A 17,845-nucleotide genomic window follows, 5' to 3' on the forward strand; every position below is an offset into this window, starting at 1 on the left:
CGCTGCGCTTACCGCGACAAGAGCCCCTGGCTCTCCAGCGCCGTCCGCACCGCCCCTGCGATCTCCACCGCGAAGGGGCCTTCGCCATGCACGCCGATCGCGTCGAAGCGGCTCGTCCTCGCGAGACGCAGCGCGTTCTCCGCGGCGGCTGCGGCGCTCTCGATCCTCGCGCCCGGCTCGCCCTCCGGGATCAGGTTCCCGTCTGCGTGGTAGCCCCGATCCGCGTACGCCTCCCGCAGATAATCGAGCCCGCCCGTGCGCACGTAGTCGAGCATCGGACCCTCGAACGGGCCGATCACCGGCACGTCCATCGAGAGCCCCTCGAACGCGCCGTCGAGGATCGCGTCCGCCACGTGCCGGTTCGCCGTCGCCGCGAGCAGGAGCGCGTCCGTCGCCTTCACCGCGAAGATCCGCGCGCCTTGCCACTCGGCCACGCGCAGCATCGCGGTACACTGATCGCGCACCGCGCTTCGCACGTCCTCCGGCTCCACGGAAGGCCCGATCGGTCCTCCGTGCGCGGGGAACGAGACGAGCGCGACGATCTTCGCCCACGACTCCTTCGCCTGCTGAATCGCGCGCTTGATCGACCGCTCGTCGACGCCGGGGCCTCCGCAGGTGATGCTCGCCATCGTGGCGAACTTGTAGAGCTCCCGTGGCTCGTCCTGTCGACGGCCCACGGGGATGTTGAGGCTGACCGCGCGCATGAGGACGACCATCGTAACGCAGGGCGCCGCCGCCTGGGTAGTCTCATCGAAGCGCCCGCCGCGCCCGCCGCGTGGGTGCTTGACGCCGCCGGGCCGGCGTGGTTTCCGCGGTCGATGCTCTCGAGCGGCGCCCGCGCCCGTGCCCTCGTCCTCGGCGCCACGGGGCACATCGGTCAAGCGATGGTGCGCGAGCTCCTCGCGCACGGCTACCACGTCACCGCCGCCACGCGCCGGAAGAGCCCCGCGAACCTCGCCGGCCTCGACGTCGATCTCGCCGTCGGCGACGCCGACGCGCCGGGCCAGATCGACGCGTGGGCCCGCGGTCACGACGTCCTCGTCGACGCCGCAGCGCCCTATCCGGTGAACCGGTTCGCCCCGCAATCCTCGGCCGAACGAGATCCGCTCCGGTATGCCGTGACGCGCACCCGCGTGGTCCTCGACGCCGCCTTCCGCAGCGGCGCGCGCCTCGTGTACATCGGCTCGTTCACGACCCTGCCGCGGAAGGAAGGGGGCCTCGCCGCGCTCGAGACGAGCTTTCGCCGGCAGAGCCATCCTTACTTCGCTGTCAAGGCGCACATGGAGGGGATGGTCCTCGATGCCGCGCGCCACGGCCTGCCCGCCGTCCTCGCCAATCCCACGGCCTTCCTCGGCCCCTGGGACGACAAACCCGCGGAGCTCGCGCTCGTCCCGCAGCTCCTCGCGGGCGCCGTCCCGGCCACGGTGCGGCGGGTCGTGAACATCGTCGACGTCCGCGACGCGGCCGCGGCGATCCGCGGCGCGCTCGAGGCCGAGGCGTTCGGCGCGCCCCTGCCGATCACGGGCCACGACGTCCCGACGGACGTGCTCGCCGCGCGCATTTGCGAGCTCGCGGGCGTGAGGCCGCCGCTCTTGCGCGCCTCGGCCCGGCTCTCCGCCACGGGGGCTTTTTGGATGGAGGCGGCGCTCTCGCTCGGCGGCCGGCCTTCGCCGCTCCCGTCGCTCGCGCTCTTGCTCGTGCTCGACGCGTACGGCATGGGCGCCCCGCGCACCACGCTGCGCTTCGGGGAAGGCGTCCGCCCGCTTGACGAAACGTTGCGTGATGCGATTGCGTGGTACCGCTCGCAGCGGCGCGCCTGATCGGCCGCGCGCCGTCGTCCTGCTGTTTCCAAAGCGAGGCGGATGGGCATAGACTCGGGCAAACGCGGTTTTTCCGGGTGGATCCGCAAACGGAGGAGGTCGTCCCCATGGGTCGAATCGAGGGCAAGGTGGCGCTCGTCACGGGCGCCACGGGCGGGATTGGCAGAGCAACGATCGACAAGTTCGTACGGGAGGGAGCGCGGGTCTTCGCGTTCGCTCGCCAGGAAGCGCCGCTGCGCGACGCCGTGGCGCAATACGGCGCGTCCGTCGCCATGGCGACCGGCGACGTCACCGAGGAGGCGGACGTGGCGCGCGCGGTCGCGGCGTGCCTCGACGCATTCGGGCGGCTCGACATCGTCTTCGCCAATGCCGGCGTCGAGGGCGTGGTCAAGCCGATCACCGACGTCACGGCGGAGGAGCTCGACGAGGTCTATCGGGTGAACGTGCGCGGGACGTTCTTCACGCTGAAGCACAGCGCCCCGCCGATGGTGAAGCAGGGCAAGGGCAGCATCATCGTGAACTCGTCGATCCTCGGGCTCTCGGGGATGGCCGGGCTCAGCGCGTATGCGATGAGCAAACACGCGGTGACCGGCCTCATGCGCTCGGCCGCGCTCGAGCTCGCGCCCGTCGGCGTGCGCGTCAACTCGATTCACCCCGCCGCCGTCGACAACCGCATGATGCGCTCGATCGAGCGATTGGCGGCCCCGGACGCGCCGAACTCCGTGAAGGACAAGTTCACGAGCATGATCCCCCTCGGTCGTTATGGCACGAACGAGGAGATCGCCGACCTCGTGCTTTTCCTCGGCAGCGACGAGTCCTCGTTCTGCAGCGGCTCCACGTTCGCGGCCGACGGGGCGTTCGGCGCCCTTTGAGCGCCGGCGCGCCCCGCCTTCGTCAGGGCTCCACGAAATCGGCCTTCTGCCAGGCCTTCGCGAGGATCAGGATCACCCCGTCGAGCGCCTTCGCGTAATCCTCGGGCGTCGCCCCGAAGGACGCCGAGGGGTCCGGCGCGAAGAAGGCGACCTTTGCCTCCGGCGCGAACGCCTTCGCCGAGCCGCCGGCCGTGGCCGCAGCGGTCGCGAGCTGCTGGAGCGCCGCCTCCGCGTACGGGCGGAGCCGGCTCTCCTTGGGGATACGCCGATCCACTTCGACGGTGAGGGAGGTGAGCTCCCCGGCGCGCGCCGCCGCTTCGTCGGCCCCGGCCTCGGCGCGAATCGCGTCGAGGGTCTGGACGATCTCGGCCTTGCCTCGTTCCCAGCGCGTCGGCCCCTGGTCCTCCCATTCTCCGCTCAGGATCGTCTCGACGACCATCTGGGGATCGATCGTCGCGAGCACCTGCGCGCGGTTCGGCTGCGACAGGGCCTCCCCCATCGAGGTGGCGATGTCCCGCGCGCGCGGCCCGATTTGCCGCGGCACCCCGGCGTCCACGTCGGCGAGCATTTCCATGCCGAGGCTCGGCGATTCGAGGAGGGACGCGAGCAGTTGTTCCTGGGGCGGGATGATCCACTGCGTGCAGCCCGCGCGCATCGCGAGGTTTCGGCCGAGGTGCTGCCGCATCGCGACGCGGGCCCAGAAGGGCCGCACGGGCTCGATGACGTACACCTCGGCCGGGCCGCTCACGTCCACGGCCTTCCAGGAGAGCCCCAGCGTCTTCACGATGGGCTGGCTCGGATATTCGTGCAGCCGGATCTCCAGGGGCCGCTCGAACTCGTCGAGCTCGAACACGTTCTCGAGCACGCGCTCGATGAGGACGACGCTCTGGTAGCAGGCGGCGATCGGATCCTGGGCGTCGCGGAATTGTTTCAAGGTGAGGATGTCGAGCGAAGCCCTCATCACGAGGGGCCCGAGCGCGAGGGCGCGCGCCATTTCGAGCTCCGTGCGCAGCTCGTTCGCCGTCGACACCTTCCGCTTGTGTTCCTTCTGCAGGAGGTGCGGGAGGTTCTCGTTCAGGAGGAACGAGTTCGTCGGGGCGGGCGGCGTCGTTGCGCCCTGGATGATTTCGATGACCGGCTGCTGCTCGGCCTTCTGGCCATACCCGACCGCGGGGAGCACCTCGGCCACGACCGTGAGCAGGGGCTGCGGCGTCTTCGGCGAGGGCCCGGCGTGGTCCATCCATCGATCGGGCGGGCTCGCGAGGGTGGCGGGCAAGGTGGGAATGCCGCTCACCTCGGAGGCCGAGATCGCGGCCGTGGCGCGATTCGCGTAGGAGAAGATCGGGATCATCGCCCCGCCGCGCAGCTCGCCGTTGAAATACCAGAGCACCGGCAGGAGGATCTCGATGTCGCGGTCCGTCCAGACGCCCACGTTGTTCGTCTCGGATCCGACCTCGTCGACGCTCGACACCATCATGTACACGTGTGTGCCCCAGGCGTCGATTTGATACCCGGTGCCCTGGAGCATCCCGTTGAGGTAAGCGTCGCAGAAGGCCTGGAGTTTTCCCCGGTCGGCGAGCATCGGGAGCACGCGGAGCGTCGCGTCCGGGAAATAAAAGGGCCCCGGGATGGGGTCGACCGGGACGCCTCGCGCGGTGTTGAAGAGCGGGATGGGCTCCGGGTCCGGCGCCGTGAGCGAATCGGGCACCCAGCCGTCGCTCTTCCAGCCGCCCGAGAAGGGCGTGCGCCACGCGAGCACCTCGCCCCAGGGGTATTTCACGTCGAAATCGAGCCAGAACGGGAACACGGGCTCGAGCACGTCCACCGGCTCGCCGTGCGGGCCGCGTGAGGGCGCGCCCGAGACCTGGAGCCCGAGCGTGTCGACGAGGGGGAAATCCGAATACCCGTGGATGTGGACGCGATATCCGCCCGTGATGTCGCCGAGCAGGAGGTGGCTGTTGCCGAAGAAGCCGACCTGGTTCATGCCGTCGATGAGGAGCTTCGTCGTGACGAACCCCTGGTAATCGGCGAGGTGTGGCTTCGTGGCGCTCGGGAACTGCTTGAGGTTGAGCGCAGTCCAGGAGGGGTTCGAGGTGTAGAGCCCGACGATGAGCTGCGCGAGCTGCTGGGCCATTTTTACGGCATTCGCGGGCGTCGCGCCGGGCTGCTTGTGCAGGATCCCCATTCCGTAGAGGATGTCGAGGCAACTCGACATCCAGCGGCTCGCGCTGTTCACCACGTTCTGCGCCGCGGCCCAGGGGTAAAACGCTTGCGTGAGGTCCGGGGGGCACTCGAACGGCGTGAGCGGCGGCGCCTGCACGAATTCGAGGAGCGCGCGCTCTTCGAGCTTCTCGCCCGCGTACGTCCGCGGAAAGAGCTGCGCGGCGACCTTGGCGAGGAGCCGCGGGGCCATGGGATCGTCGACCCACCCGCTCAGGGTCGGCACGAGATACCCGGGGGATTTCGGCCACCCGTAGACCTCGCGCCCCGTCGTCATCGAGAGCGGGTTGTTCACGAAGATGTACGGCGTGAGGTAGATCCAGTCCTTGAAGACGAGGTTCGACCCTTGCTCCTCGTACCACGCGAGCGGGATCGTGAAATTGACCTCGTGCTGCGCGATCCAGCCGAGGTTCGCGGCGTCGATCGACATCTTGCCGTAATGCACGAGCTGGAGGTACACGTACGGCAGGAACACCCGGAACTGGCCGACCTTGTCCGGGGCGATGTGGTTGAGGTACTGGTCGACGAACCGCTGCACCCGCTCCATGTCGGCGAGGAGCGGGAAGACCCGCATCGTCACCCCCTTGAATGAAAAAGGAGGGATGAGCTGCATCGCGGGATACAGGCCCCGTGCCACGTTGAAGGGCGGTTTTGCCATGGTTCGACTCCGACGACGTTGTCGTATTGCCGCGCCCGCTCGTCAAGCCCGCTCGATGACCCAGCGGGGGAGGGCCTCGAGGAACCGTTTGTCCTTGGAGTCCGGCAGCGCGCCGAACAGGAGGGAAAACTCGTGCGAGGCCGCGCCGGCGAGCCCCTGCGCGACCTCACGCGCGTACGCGATGCACCCGTAATGGTCCATCCGCTCGCGCACCCAGGTGATCTCCTCGCGGGTGCGCTCGGCGCGCGGGAGCGCGAGCAGGCGGCCGAGGCGCGCGCGCTCCTCCGCCGTCCCCGCCTCGAAGAGGCGGATCAGCATCATCGTGCGTTTGCCCTCGTGGATGTCGCCGCCGAGCTCCTTGCCGTAATCGTTCTCGTCGCCGGTCAGGTTCAAGAGATCGTCCTGGATCTGGAAGGCCGCGCCGAGGAAAAAGCCGAACCGGATGAACGAGTCGGGATCGACCGAGTCGAACGTGGCGATCATCGCGCCGACGCGGATCGGGTGGATCATCCCGAGCCAGCACGTCTTCTTGAGGACCATTTCGAGGTAATCGGATTCGCGTACGCTCGTCGAGTTCTCGTGGCGCCAGCCGAGCTCCATGGCCTGCCCTTCGGCCGACTCCGAGGCCATTCGCTCGGTCTCTTCGAGGATACGCAGCGCGAGGCGCGGGCCGAGGGTCCGAAAATTCACGAGCAGCGGGCGGAGGCCCAGGAGCCCGAGCATGTCGCCGACGTTGATGGCGATGGGGACGCCGTGCGTCGTGTGCAGCGTGGGTTTGCCCCGGCGGCGCTCGCTCTCGTCCTCGATGTCGTCGTGGACGAGCATGGCGTTGTGCAAGAGCTCGATGGACGCGGCCGTGTCGAGGGCGTCCTCGGGCGGGCAGCCAAAGGCGCGGGCCGTGGCGATGCAGAGGCTCGGCCGGAAGCCACGGCCGCCGCGCTGCGGATACTCCGCCACGAGGTCGTAGAGCCAGCGCCTCGGCTCGCGCGCCGGGATGTATTGAAAGAGCCGCGAGCGCGCGGCCGCACCGTATTCTTGCAAGACGGCGGGGACGATCTCGGCGAGCATGGCGTCCTCGGCCTTCGTCAGGCCTTCAAGGTGACGGTCACGCGACCGACGGGGGAGCGGCTCGCCTCGTCGATCACCACGCCGCTGTACGTGCCGGCAGGCTGCTCGGGCGGGATTTGCAGCGTGATCCCGATGGCGCCGTCATTCGACAAGCGGACCCCTTCGAGCGGCGGCGCGCCCTCGACGTCGAGCGCGGCGAGCGCCGGGGCGACGAGGGGTTTTCCGGCGGCGCCGGGCCCGAGGTGGAGGCGCACCTCGGCGGCGCGGCCGAGGTGCACGTCGAAGCGCAATGCAATGCCCGGTTCCCGCGCCGAAGGCTCGAGCGGCGGGCGCGGAGGGGGCGCGGGGGCCGCGGGACCCGGCCCACGGCTGGTCCACGGCGGGGCGCGGGGCCCCTCGAACGGCGGCGGCTCGTAGCGCTCGCGCGGCGGCGGCGCATACGCGCCTTGCGGCGGAGGCTCGTAACGCTCGCGCGGCGGCGGCTCGTAGCGGCCGTACGGGGGCGGGGGCTCGGGCCTTCCATACGGCGGAGGCGGCTCGTATCGGCTTTGTGATGCATAGGCCGCGCGCGGATCGTATCCGCCGTAGGGCGGTGCATAGGGCGATTGCGGCGCGCGTCCCTGGGGCATGAAGCCCATGGGGCCGGCGAAATCGAACATCATGCCAAGGGCGTCCGACCAGTACCGCATCGCCCTGCGCGCCATGTCGCCATACGAGAGCGGCCCGACCTCGTTCCACGAGCCGCCGAATCCACGCGCCGCGTCCCTGCCGCGGCGCATGTATTCGTCGTACACGCGATACGCCGTGGACACGCCCGTTTCGAGCGAAGGGCGGCCGTTCGGCGTCGAAAAACCATTCGGCGCGGGGCTGGGTTCGGGGCGGCGCTCTGGCGGGGAGCGGAAGATCAAGGGCATGTCCCGAATGGGCTGCGTGCGCGCGGGAGGATCCCGCCGCAGGCGGTCGTGCACGGGCGCGTCGTGGGGGGGAGGGCGATCATGCGGATTCCATTGGCTCATGGGTGATCGTATCCGATGATTTCGTCGAGGGGAGGGTGATGGCTGATGGCGTGCGCGGCGAGCAGCCCCGACATCACGGCCGACTCGACGCAGCCCGTATCGAGCCCGGAGCGCGTCCAATCGCCGGCGATGGTCAGGTTGTCGAAGGTCATGTCGAGCGGCGAGATGCGGTACTTGATGCTCCCGGGCATCGAGAGGACGTACCGATCCGAAGGATTCACGTTGGCGGTCCAGAACTGCGAGTCGAACCGCGCCGGGCCCGTGCTCCGCGGCGCGCCGGAGCGCGCCTCCTCGGGGTCGACGAGCAGATCCCAGCGGAATTCGCCCGGCCTGCGGACGGCCGCGGGCCAGAGCCAGCCCACGTCCCAATCGAGGAAACGCACGATGTTGTCGCGCACGTAGGCGCGCGCGATGCCCGGCAGATCCGGGCCCTCGGGCGCGACGTCCGGCAAGACGCTGCAAAAATACGCGATGGACCGGACCGGCTCCTCGAAGCTCTCCACGCGTTCGAGGTGTGTCATGTCCGCCCATGTATCGAACGGCTCGACGAACCCCGACAGGTTCACCGGCCCGGGGCGGTACCAGCCGAGCTCCCGCGCGTCCGCCCGGAGCCACACCTGGAACGCCTGCGTCGCGACGCTTTTCACGTTCTGTACCATCGCGCGCCACGACGGCGCCCGCTCGACGAGCTCGGGGGCGACGTGCGGAATGGCGCCGATGCTCACGCCGAGCACGACGAAATCGAAATCGTCGCCCACGCGGACCGTCTTTTCACGCGCGCGGCGCGTCTCCCAGTGCGATTCGAAGGCCCAGCCCTCGCGCTCCAGGCGCTCGCCGTCCACGAGCTGCCGGGGGTCGGCCTTCGCGGGCCAGCAGGGCAGCCCCTTGACGTCGACGAGCGGCGCGTACTCGCCGCCGCCCACGATCTCGGCCTGTACGTCGAATTCGAGCGCCGTGACGTGCGCGGGCCCTGCCTCGGGCGGCGCGAGTTTCACGTTGCGCAGGCGGTGGAAAAACTCGAAACGCGCGCCCCGCTGCTTCAAGACCTCGTACATCGGGGCGAACACGATGTCGCCCATGCCGGCCTGCATGCGGAAAAACAGCGATCCGCGGTACGTGAAAAACATCCGGAGCGCGCCGCGAAGCGCGACGCCCGCCGCGAGGGCCGGGCGCCGCACGTCGCCCTCCTCGTACGCGAACGCGAGATCGTAGAGCGCGCGGATGAACCCGGAGTCGAGCGAGCGCTCGGACGCGCCATTTCGGCGCAGCCAATCCGTCCATTCGTACTCGTTGATCGCGTCGAACCCATCCGGGTGGAACGCGAGCCCGTACCGGAGCGAGCCCCGCACGATGCAGAGGATGAGCTCGACGACCTCCCACACGCGCCGCAGCCCCATGTCCCCGCCGACGATCGCGTCGAGCTCCCGCCGCACGACCACGCCGATCGCGTCGAGGAGCCGCAGGAGCGTCGCCTGCACGCTGTCCCGCGGCGACAGGGCGAACAGCGATTGCAGCGCCGTGCGCAGGAGGTCCACGGCCTCGAACACCGCCGCCGTCGTGGCGAGCTGCCCGTACCGCAGGATCCGCTCGATCATCCCGAGCACGTCGCCCGGCGACGCCCCGGCGCGGCGCGCGCCTTCGGAGGCGGGCCAGCCAGGCGCAGGGCGCCCCGCATTCGCCGAACGCAAGAGCTCAGGGACGAGCGCGAGCGCCTTCTCCAGGTATCCCGCGACGCTGAAGGGGTTGCGCTCCTCCAGCGGATCGCCGGGCATGCCCTTGCCAGGCGGGAAATGGGCGACCCAGGGCTCCCAGGCGCCGCTCGGCAGGCGATCGGTCACGCCGACGACGGGCGCGGGCGCGAACGCGTCCTCGAACGTCGCGATGGGGCAGGCGCGCGGATTCCGCCCGAGCTCGGCATAACACGAGCGCATCAGGCGGAACGCATTCTCGTAAAACCCCATCCAGAGGTGCAGCCCGTGCTCCTCGATGCGGCCCGAGGGCCCGCGGCCCGAGGCGCCTTTGCCGCCGAGCCGGAAGCCCATCTGGTAGACCGTGACGTCGTAGAGGCCGCGATGCTCGGGCCGTGTCAGCTCGAAGGCGGCCGCCATCGATGCGCACCCGCCTCCGATGATTGCCACCCGAATGGGGCGTCCGGGAACGTGCATGTCCGTTATGGACAATGCAGCAGGTCTCTTCCTTCTTCAAGGACGAACGGCACGAGATGGGTGATCCCACTACGTTTTTTTGACTTGCTCGCGGGCCGTCCGCGGAACCTTCCCTAGCGTCAGCTTATGGTTTTTCGTGAGTCCACGCCGCTTGAAGACGCGGGCCCGGCGGCGCCGCCCGGCTGCTTCTGGCGTTTGGGCAGCGTTATGACGAACTCGGTGTACTCTCCCTGCGCGGTGTGCACCTGCATCGAACCGCGGTGCCCCTGGACCACGGTGTCGTAGCAGATCGAGAGCCCGAGCCCGGTGCCCTCGCCGGGCGGTTTCGTCGTGAAGAACGGATTGAAGACTTTTCCGAGGATCTCGTCCTGGATGCCCGTCCCGTTGTCCCGGATGCGCACCTCGACCAGGCTGCCGTCGCTGCGCGTGCGGATCCCGAGCGTCGGCGCGAAGCCGGGGCCGGCCGTTCGTTGCTTCTCCTGCATTGCGTAGCAGGCGTTGTTGATCACGTTGATGAATACGCGGACCATGTCCTGGACCGCGATCTCCACGAGGCCGATCGAGGCATCGCAGTCGTTCTCGATCTTCAGGTGGAACCCCGGCAGCTTGCCGCGATAGCCGTGGTAGGCGAGATCGAGCCCCTCGGCGAGGGCGGCGTTCAGATCCGCCGGCTCGTGTTTTCCGCCTCCCGCGCGCGAATGCAGGAGCATCCCGTTCACGATGTGGTTCGCGCGCACGCCGTGCTCGCCGATCTTCGCGACGTTCTGGCGCAAGAGGGAGAGCGTCTCCTGGATCTCCTCGAGCGCGACCGGCTCCGACGCGCCGTCGAGCTGCGTGAGCCCCTCGTCGAGCTCCGTGACGAGCCCGGAGGAGAGCTCGGCGAAGTTGATGATGAAGTTCAACGGGTTCTTCATCTCGTGCGCGATGCCGGCCGTCAGCGCGCCGAGGCTCGCGAGCTTCTCCTGCATCACGAGCTGCTGCTGCGTGTCGCGGAGCTGTTCGAGCGTCGATCCGAGCTCGGCGTTCTTCACGGAGAGCTCCCGCGTCCGCTCGTCGACCTTCTGCTCCAGCGTGCGGCTGTACTCTTCGAGCAGATCGTTCGAGGCCCGCAGGCGCGTGGAGGTCTTTTCGAGGTCGGCGAAGAGGCGCGCGTTGTGGAGCGAGAGCGCAGCTTGCGAGAGCAGGAGGCGCAGGACGTCGAGCCTCGACGCCGTGAAGGCGCCCGCGATGAGGTTGTTTTCGAGGTAGATGATGGCCGTCACGGCGCCGCGATCGAGGAGCGGCGCGCAGAGCACGGACTTCGGCCGCGCCGACGCGATGTACGGATCGGCGGTGAAGCGGCCTTCACGCGCCGCGTCACGGAGCACGACGCTCTCGCGCGTGCGGCTCACGTACTTCACGATCGCAGCCGAGAGGCGCTTCTCCTGATCGAGCGGCGTCGCGTCGTGCGTGATGACGTCGGCCTGATCGATCGTGTGCTCGACGGCGACGACGTGCTGGCCCTCGCGCTCCAGGATCAAAAAGCCGCGCTGCGCGCCTGCGTTCTCCAGGAGGATCCGCATGAGCGTGGAGCTCAGCCGTTCGAGGACGATCTCGCCGGAGATCGCGCGGGCGGCCTTCATCACGGTCGCGAGATCGATCGACTCGCCGCCGCTGCCGGTCGTGGACTCGACGCCGAGGTTCACCGTGGCGGGGCCTTGCGCGGTGCTCGGCGGCGGGGGGGCCGCCGATCCGAGCAGCTCCGCGTGCTCCTTGTTCAGCGACGCGACCTTGGCCGACGCGCCCCAGCGCACGTAGCCGTAGCGCGCCTCGCCCATGTACGTCGCGGCGATCTTCGTGCGCCCGAGCTCCAGGTAATGCTCCGCCGCGAGCTCGTAGGCGAGCGCCTCCTCCTGCACGAACCCGTGCTTCGCGGCGCCCTTGATCGCCCGCTCGAAGAGGTCCATCGCCTCGGCCGCGCGGTCGAGCAGCCGCGCGCGCACCGCCTCGACGAGCTCGTGCTTGTGCAGGTAGTTCGCCGGCGCCTGATCGGCCCAGCGCTTCACGAGGGCCTGGTTCTCGTCCACCTGGGCGAAGAGCCCCGCGCGCTTCTCGGGCGTCGCCACGCGCGCGGCCCGCAGGAGCGCGAGCGAGTGGTAGAGCGGGAGCTGCCCTGCCGTCATGTGCCCCGTGAGCGCGTTCAGGTAGGGCTTCGCCGCGTCGGCGGCCTCGATCGCGAGCGCCGTGTCCCCGAAGAGATACGCGAGCATGCACTTCGAGATGTGCAGGAGGCCGAGCGCGTTCTCGCTCTTCACCTCGAGGAAGTGCGGGATCGCCGTCCGCTCGTCGAGGCTCTCGCCCACGAGCAGGACCGGATCCTTCGACTTGCCCATGAGGTTCAGCACGGTCTGCCGGACGATGCGCGCGAAGGAGAGGCCGTGCTCCTGCTTGACGCGCGAAAGCACGTCGATGTGCTGGGCCACGTCCGCGACCACGACGTCGAGCGGCTCGCCCGCGTAAAAGATCGCCGCGGCGTGGATGGCCGCCGAGTACCCGACGAACTCGTGATCCCCGACGTCGAGGCCCGTCGTGACGGCCTCGCGCAGGAAGTCGAAGGAGACACGCAGGTGCTCCTTCCAGATCTTGATGAAGCTGCCGACGAGCGTGTAGACCTTCGCCTTGAGGGCCCGCGCGTCGAAGCGATTCATGAGGCGGATCGCGAGGTCGCCGTAGACGTTGCCGGCGTCCGGATCCCCGAAGGCGCTGCGCACGACGCCGTACTCGGCGAAGGCGAACGGCGAGAGCGGCGAGTGCCCGTGCTCGACGCAGAGCTTGACCATCTCGCAGACGATGGGCACGAAGAGCATGGGCTTGCCGATGTAGACCGGGGCCGTGAGCGTCACGAGCAGCCGGAGCCGCGCGACCTGGGTCGGATCCGCCATGTCGGGCAGATCCGCGAGCGACTCCACAGGCCTGTCGCCGATGAGCGCCGCCGTCTCGGCGTACCGCGCGAGCATGCCGTTCGTGTCGATGTCCTCGGGCAGCGGCGCGCCGAGCAGCTCGAGCGCCTGGAGGCCTACGCGGATCGTCGCGTCGAACTCGATACGCGCGGTGTGGAAGAGCATCCGCAGCTCGTGGATCCGCACCTTGTCGAGCGCCGTCCGCGCGTGCTCCAGGGCGCCCTGCGAGAGGCGCTGCGCGCGCTCGAAGTCGCCGTTCAAGTACGCGGCGCCCGTGGCCTCGATGTAGAGCTCGAACGTGAGCTCGTACCGCTCCGAAAAACTCCCCGGCGGCAAGAGGCGGATGCCGACGTCGAGGTAATGCAGCGCGGGTTCGTACGCGGCCGAAGCTTTGGCCTTCTTCCCGGCGATGAGGTTCAGCCGCGCGACCTCGGCGCGCTCCTCGGGGCTCTCGATGCGCTCGCTGCCTTGATCGAGCTGGCTGATGACGTCGAAGAGGCGCTCGTCGAGCTTCTCGGGCGGCGTGCGTTCGAGCAGGAGGCGGCCGATCTGCAGGTGGATGTCGGCGCGCCGGTGCTTCTCGATGAGCGAGTAGGCGGCCTGCTGCACGCGGTCGTGCAGGAACTTGTAGTGCGCGTCGGGGATCCCGTCCGTGCTCTCCAGCACCGCGGGCTCGGCGAGCTGGTAGGCGTCGCCGATCGGCACGACGAGCCCCTCGCGCAGCGCGTCCCAGAGCCCCGTCGCCGTCTCGATCAGCGGGTGATCGTGCACCTTCGCGAGCGTCGCGAGCTCGAAGCGCGCGCCGATGCAGGCCGCGAGCTCGAGCACGCGCTGGGCCCGCTCGGGGAGCCGCTGGATCTTCGCCGCCATGAGCTCGACCACGTTGTCGGTCATGTCGCGGCGCCGGATTTCGCCGAGATCCCACCGCCACTGCGCGGCCGACGGATCGAAGCGGAGCAGGCGCTCGTCGGCGAGCGAACGCAAAAATTGGCCGAGGAAGAAGGGGTTTCCGCCCGTCTTTTCGAGCGCGATCTCCGCGAGCGGCAGCGTGCCCTCGCCGCTGCGCACCGCGTCGTCGACGAGCTGCTCGACGTGCTCGATCGAGAGCGGCGAGAGCGAGAGCTCGGTCACGGGCGCGCCGGCCTTCTCCAGCGCCTCCAGCGTCAATCGCAGCGGATGCCCGGAGCCGACCTCGTTGTCGCGGTACGCGCCGATCACGAGCAGGTGCTTCATGTCGGGATCGGTCACGAGCAGGTGCAGGAGCTTCAGGGACGGCGCGTCGGCCCACTGCAGATCGTCGAGGAAAATGACGAGCGGATGCCCGCCGGCCGTCAGGGCGCGGACGAAGCTCTGGAATACGAAATGGAAGCGGTTCTGCGCTTCGTTCGCAGGCAGCGGCGAGATCGGCGGCTGGGCGCCGACGATGAGCTCGACCTCGGGGAGGACGTCGAGGATCACCTGTCCGTTCGGACCAAGCGCGGCCGAGAGCCGCTTCTGCCAGAGCACGAGGTGTCCCTCGCTCTCGGTGAGGAACTGCCGGACGAGGTCGCGGAAGGCCTGGATCAGCGAGCTGTAGGGGACGTCGCGGTTGAGCTGATCGAACTTGCCGGAGACGAAGTAGCCGCGCTTGGCGAGGATGGGCTCGTGCACCTCGTTGACGAGGGCGCTCTTGCCGACGCCCGAGTAGCCGGCGACGAGGACGATCTCGGCTTTGCCCTCGCTCACGCGGTCGAACGTGGAGAGCAGCTTTCCGATCTCCGCCTCGCGGCCATAGAGCTTCTGCGGGATCTGGAGTTTGTCCGGCACATCGCGCCGGCCGAGGGGGAACCGCTCGATCGGGCGGCCCTCTTCGAGCGCCGCGACGCACGCTTCGAGATCGGCCGCGAGCCCGAAGGCCGTCTGGTATCGATCCTCCGGGGACTTCGCGAGCAGCTTGCGCGTGATGTCGGAGACGGCGGCGGGGATCTGCGGGGCGCGCTCGTGCGGGGGCACGGGCTCGCGCGCGATGTGCTGGTGCACGAGCTCCACCACGTCGGAGGACTCGAACGGCACGTGGCCCGTGAGGAGCTCATAGAACGTGATGCCGAGCGAATAGAGATCCGCGCGGTGATCGACGGCGCGGTTCGTACGGCCGGTCTGCTCCGGGGACACGTAACGCAGCGTGCCTTCGAGCACGTTGAGATCCCGCATCGGCGCGCTCTCGCGCGAGAGCGCCGTCGCGATGCCGAAGTCGATGAGCTTGATCTCGCGGGTCTCGGGGTGGATGACGATGTTGGACGGGTTCACGTCCTTGTGGATGATGTTGCGCCCGTGGACCTCGCCGAGGATGCGGGCGAGCTCGGCCATGATCGGCAAGAGCTCCTCGATCGGCAGCCGCGCGCGGCCCCGGAACGCGCTGAGGGGCTCGGCCCCGAAGTCCTCGAGCACGATCGCGAGGCGGCCGTCGTGGCGCAGGAGTTCGTGCGTGCGAATGACGCCGTCGAGCTTGAGGCCGCTCGTGATCTCGTATTCACGGCGGAATCGCGCGAGCTCCTCGGGCCTCGGCCGGTCGAGGCGCAGCACCTTCAGCACCACGGGCAGCCCGTCGTGCGCGCGGCGGCCCCGGTACACGAGCGTCCGCGTGGTCTCGTGCAGCTTCGTCGTGATCTCGTAGCCGGGAAAGAGACTCATGGATCCCAAAACGAGGGGAGACGAGGTGCCTCCCCTTGTCAAGGATCCGGTCGCTTCACGCGGCTTCGGCGATCACCTCGGCCGGCGGGCCGAAGGCCGCCACGCGCCCTTTGTCGAGCACGAAGACGAGATCCGAGGCCTCGCGCGCCACGGGCAGATCGTGCGTCACGACGATCTGCGTGACGCCCGTGCCGGCCACGCGCCGCAGCGTCCGACCGACCTCATGCTTCAGCGCCGGATCGAGCGCGCTCGTGGGCTCGTCGTAGAGCAGCACCGAAGGCTCCATGGCGAGGGCGCGGGCGATCGCCACGCGTTGCTTCTGCCCGCCGGAGAGTGCCTCCGGGTACGCCTTCGCCTTGTCCTCGATGCCGAGCTCCGCGAGTAGCTCCTTGACCCGCGCCTCCGCGCGGGATCGCGCCTCGCCGCGCACGACGCGTGGCGCCAGCGTGCAGTTGTCGAGCACCGAGAGGTGCGGGAAGAGCTCGAACGTCTGGAAGACGAGCCCGATTCTCCCGCCGAAGGAGCCGTGCTTCGCGCCCGCGCCGAACGTCACGCCGCCGACGTCGATCGTCCCGTCGTCGAACGGATCGAGCCCCGACAAGCAGCGCAGCAGCGTGGTCTTTCCAGCGCCGCTGCGGCCGAGGACGCTGGCGATCTTGCCCGTCGGCACCTTCATGCAGAGCCCCGCGAGCGCGGGCGCCGCGGCGCCGGGATGTCGCTTGACCAGATCGGTGACGCAGATCGACATCGTTCCCTCCTTTAAGCAGAAGCCGGCCGCCGGACCTTCGATCCGAGCCGCTCCTCCACGCTGCGCGACAGGCGCGCGAACGGGAGGCTCAAGCCAAGGTAAAACAGCGCCACCACGAGGCCGAGGCCCAGGTGATCCCGCATGGCGCTGGCGAGGCTCGTGTACGTCTTCGTGAGCTCGGTCAACGTGACGACCGAGATGAGCGAGCTGTCCTTGAGCAGCGCGATGAAGTCGTTCGTCGTCGGCGGCAAGGCCACGCGGATCGCCTGCGGCAGCGCGACGTGGCGGAGCGACGCGAGCTTTGAAAGGCCGAGCGTCCGCGCCGCGTCCATCTGCCCCGCCGGCACGCTCCCGAGCCCCGCCCGGTAGTTCTCCGCCTCGGCCGCGGCGTAGTTCAGTCCGAGCGCGATCACGCCCGCGACGAAGGGCGAGAGCGTCACGCCGAGCTCGGGCAGGCCGAAGTACACCATCGTGAGCTGCACGAGCAGCGGCGTGCCGCGGAAGATCTCGATGTAGCCCACGGCGAGCCACTGGAGCGGCTTCGGCCCGTAGACCCGCGCGAGCGCGAGCGCCATGCCGAGCGTGACGGCCACGGTCATCGCGAGCAGCGAGACCACGAGCGAGAGCAGCGCGCCCCGCGCGAACAGGCCGAGCGTGGCCGGGTACCGGTCCGTCACGCGCGACCAGAAGGGCAGGGGTTTTCCGACGGCGGCGCGCCACGCGTCGTGCGCCTCGGCGACGGCCGTGGACGGGGGCTTCGGCCCGCCGAGCAATCGTTCCGTAGGCTCGTTCCAGAGGCCCCAGCGCGCATACAGCGCGGCGAGCGTGCCCTCCTTCGCGAGCGCCTCGATCGCCCCATTCACCGCGGCGAGCGTCTCGGCATCCCCCTTCGGGACGCCCACCGCATACGAGACCTCGCCAAACGAGCCGTCGACGACCTCCAGCGCGGGATCGATCGCCCCGTAATAAAGCGTGATCGGATCGTCGAGCAGCACCGCGTCGGTGCGCCCGATGCGCAGGTCGTCGTAGATGTCGTTTTGCCCGCCGTCGTACGTCTTCACCTCGGCGCCTTCGCGCTCCGAGAGCCGCGCGGCGAGCGAGCCGGGCAAGGTGCCGACCTTGCGCCCGCGGAGCGCGCCGAGCGTACGCGGCGCGCCCGCGTCGCCCTTGCGCACGGTGAGCCGCATGGCGGCGACGTAATAAGGGCGCGATAGATCGGCGACGCGCTTCTTCTCCTCGGCGACCTCGATGCCGTTGATGACCAGGTCGAAATCGCCGCGATCGAGCAGCGCGAGCAGCCCGTCCCACGCTCCTTGCACGGGCCTCGCGCGCACGCCGAGCTTCTTCGCGAGCGCGGCGGCGAAATCCACCTCGAAGCCGATGAGGTGGTTTGGATCCATCGGATCCTGGAAGACGTACGGTGCGCCGCCTTGTGAATCGTTCCCCCAGCGGAGCTCTCCGCGGGCGCGCGCCTCGGCGATGGAGTTCCTCGCCGTCGCGGGCGCAGTCGCGGGCTCCTCGGCGAGCGCCCTTCCGGGGGCTACGAGCGCGAGCAGCGGGAGCAAAAGGAGAAGCGTGACCGCGAGGCGACGCTTGCGCATCGTTTTCTTCGAGCACCTCCTACCGGGAAGGATCCCGAACGAGCGCGAAGGATGCGGGACGGGCGGGA

General features: G+C 69.3%; 10 protein-coding genes. 2 read left to right on the plus strand and 8 right to left on the minus strand.

The window, feature by feature from the left end; genetic code table 11:
• Positions 1-8: 8 nt before the first annotated feature.
• Positions 9-704, minus strand: a complete 696-nt coding sequence (locus tag E8A74_RS39575) for a LamB/YcsF family protein (RefSeq protein ID WP_170229716.1) — start codon at positions 702-704, stop codon at positions 9-11.
• Between the two features lie 114 nt (positions 705-818).
• On the opposite strand from E8A74_RS39575, the gene E8A74_RS39580 reads away from it, so the two are divergent.
• Both E8A74_RS39580 and E8A74_RS39585 read left to right on the plus strand, forming a co-directional pair.
• Entirely contained in the window at positions 819-1,820 is a 1,002-nt protein-coding gene (locus E8A74_RS39580; RefSeq protein WP_136934300.1) for an NAD-dependent epimerase/dehydratase family protein, read from the plus strand.
• Positions 1,821-1,927: 107 nt separating this feature from the next.
• Positions 1,928-2,692: an SDR family NAD(P)-dependent oxidoreductase gene (locus tag E8A74_RS39585; protein WP_136934301.1), complete on the plus strand. Its 765-nt coding sequence runs from the start codon at positions 1,928-1,930 to the stop codon at positions 2,690-2,692.
• Positions 2,693-2,714: 22 nt separating this feature from the next.
• Here the strand turns inward: E8A74_RS39585 and E8A74_RS39590 are convergent, their stop codons facing one another.
• The 7 genes from E8A74_RS39590 to E8A74_RS39620 form a co-directional block, all read right to left on the minus strand.
• Complete coding sequence (locus tag E8A74_RS39590) at positions 2,715-5,570, minus strand: acetoacetate decarboxylase family protein (protein WP_136934302.1); 2,856 nt, start codon at positions 5,568-5,570, stop codon at positions 2,715-2,717.
• 42 nt (positions 5,571-5,612) lie between these two features.
• Positions 5,613-6,638 (minus strand): polyprenyl synthetase family protein, encoded by a 1,026-nt coding sequence (locus E8A74_RS39595; protein WP_136934303.1) that lies wholly within the window; start codon positions 6,636-6,638, stop codon positions 5,613-5,615.
• Between the two features lie 17 nt (positions 6,639-6,655).
• A complete protein-coding gene (locus E8A74_RS39600; protein ID WP_136934304.1) occupies positions 6,656-7,654 on the minus strand; it encodes a hypothetical protein in 999 nt (332 codons plus the stop codon).
• Complete coding sequence (locus tag E8A74_RS39605) at positions 7,651-9,819, minus strand: FAD-dependent oxidoreductase (RefSeq protein ID WP_136934305.1); 2,169 nt, start codon at positions 9,817-9,819, stop codon at positions 7,651-7,653. The genes E8A74_RS39600 and E8A74_RS39605 overlap by 4 nt, the downstream gene beginning before the upstream one ends.
• A 119-nt stretch (positions 9,820-9,938) precedes the next feature.
• A complete protein-coding gene (locus E8A74_RS39610) occupies positions 9,939-15,428 on the minus strand; it encodes a trifunctional serine/threonine-protein kinase/ATP-binding protein/sensor histidine kinase (protein WP_136934306.1) in 5,490 nt (1,829 codons plus the stop codon).
• A 55-nt stretch (positions 15,429-15,483) separates the two neighbouring features.
• Positions 15,484-16,176: an amino acid ABC transporter ATP-binding protein gene (locus E8A74_RS39615; protein ID WP_136934307.1), complete on the minus strand. Its 693-nt coding sequence runs from the start codon at positions 16,174-16,176 to the stop codon at positions 15,484-15,486.
• An 11-nt stretch (positions 16,177-16,187) separates the two neighbouring features.
• The gene (locus E8A74_RS39620) at positions 16,188-17,777 is read right to left on the minus strand and encodes an ABC transporter substrate-binding protein/permease (RefSeq protein ID WP_170229717.1); all 1,590 of its coding nucleotides are present in this window, start codon (positions 17,775-17,777) and stop codon (positions 16,188-16,190) included.
• Between the last annotated feature and the right edge of the window lie 68 nt (positions 17,778-17,845).

Origin of the sequence: Polyangium fumosum, from assembly GCF_005144585.1 — a bacterium.
In the GTDB taxonomy this organism is placed as follows: domain Bacteria; phylum Myxococcota_A; class Polyangia; order Polyangiales; family Polyangiaceae; genus Polyangium; species Polyangium fumosum.

Bases quoted from the DNA above. Each gene is read 5' to 3' on its own strand.
- E8A74_RS39575 (WP_170229716.1), bottom strand. From the start codon at position 704: ATGCGCGCGGTCAGCCTCAACATCCCCGTGGGCCGTCGACAGGACGAG.
- E8A74_RS39580 (WP_136934300.1), top strand. From the start codon at position 819: ATGCTCTCGAGCGGCGCCCGCGCCCGTGCCCTCGTCCTCGGCGCCACG.
- E8A74_RS39585 (WP_136934301.1), top strand. From the start codon at position 1,928: ATGGGTCGAATCGAGGGCAAGGTGGCGCTCGTCACGGGCGCCACGGGC.
- E8A74_RS39590 (WP_136934302.1), bottom strand. From the start codon at position 5,570: ATGGCAAAACCGCCCTTCAACGTGGCACGGGGCCTGTATCCCGCGATG.
- E8A74_RS39595 (WP_136934303.1), bottom strand. From the start codon at position 6,638: ATGCTCGCCGAGATCGTCCCCGCCGTCTTGCAAGAATACGGTGCGGCC.
- E8A74_RS39600 (WP_136934304.1), bottom strand. From the start codon at position 7,654: ATGAGCCAATGGAATCCGCATGATCGCCCTCCCCCCCACGACGCGCCC.
- E8A74_RS39605 (WP_136934305.1), bottom strand. From the start codon at position 9,819: ATGCACGTTCCCGGACGCCCCATTCGGGTGGCAATCATCGGAGGCGGG.
- E8A74_RS39610 (WP_136934306.1), bottom strand. From the start codon at position 15,428: ATGAGTCTCTTTCCCGGCTACGAGATCACGACGAAGCTGCACGAGACC.
- E8A74_RS39615 (WP_136934307.1), bottom strand. From the start codon at position 16,176: ATGTCGATCTGCGTCACCGATCTGGTCAAGCGACATCCCGGCGCCGCG.
- E8A74_RS39620 (WP_170229717.1), bottom strand. From the start codon at position 17,777: ATGCGCAAGCGTCGCCTCGCGGTCACGCTTCTCCTTTTGCTCCCGCTG.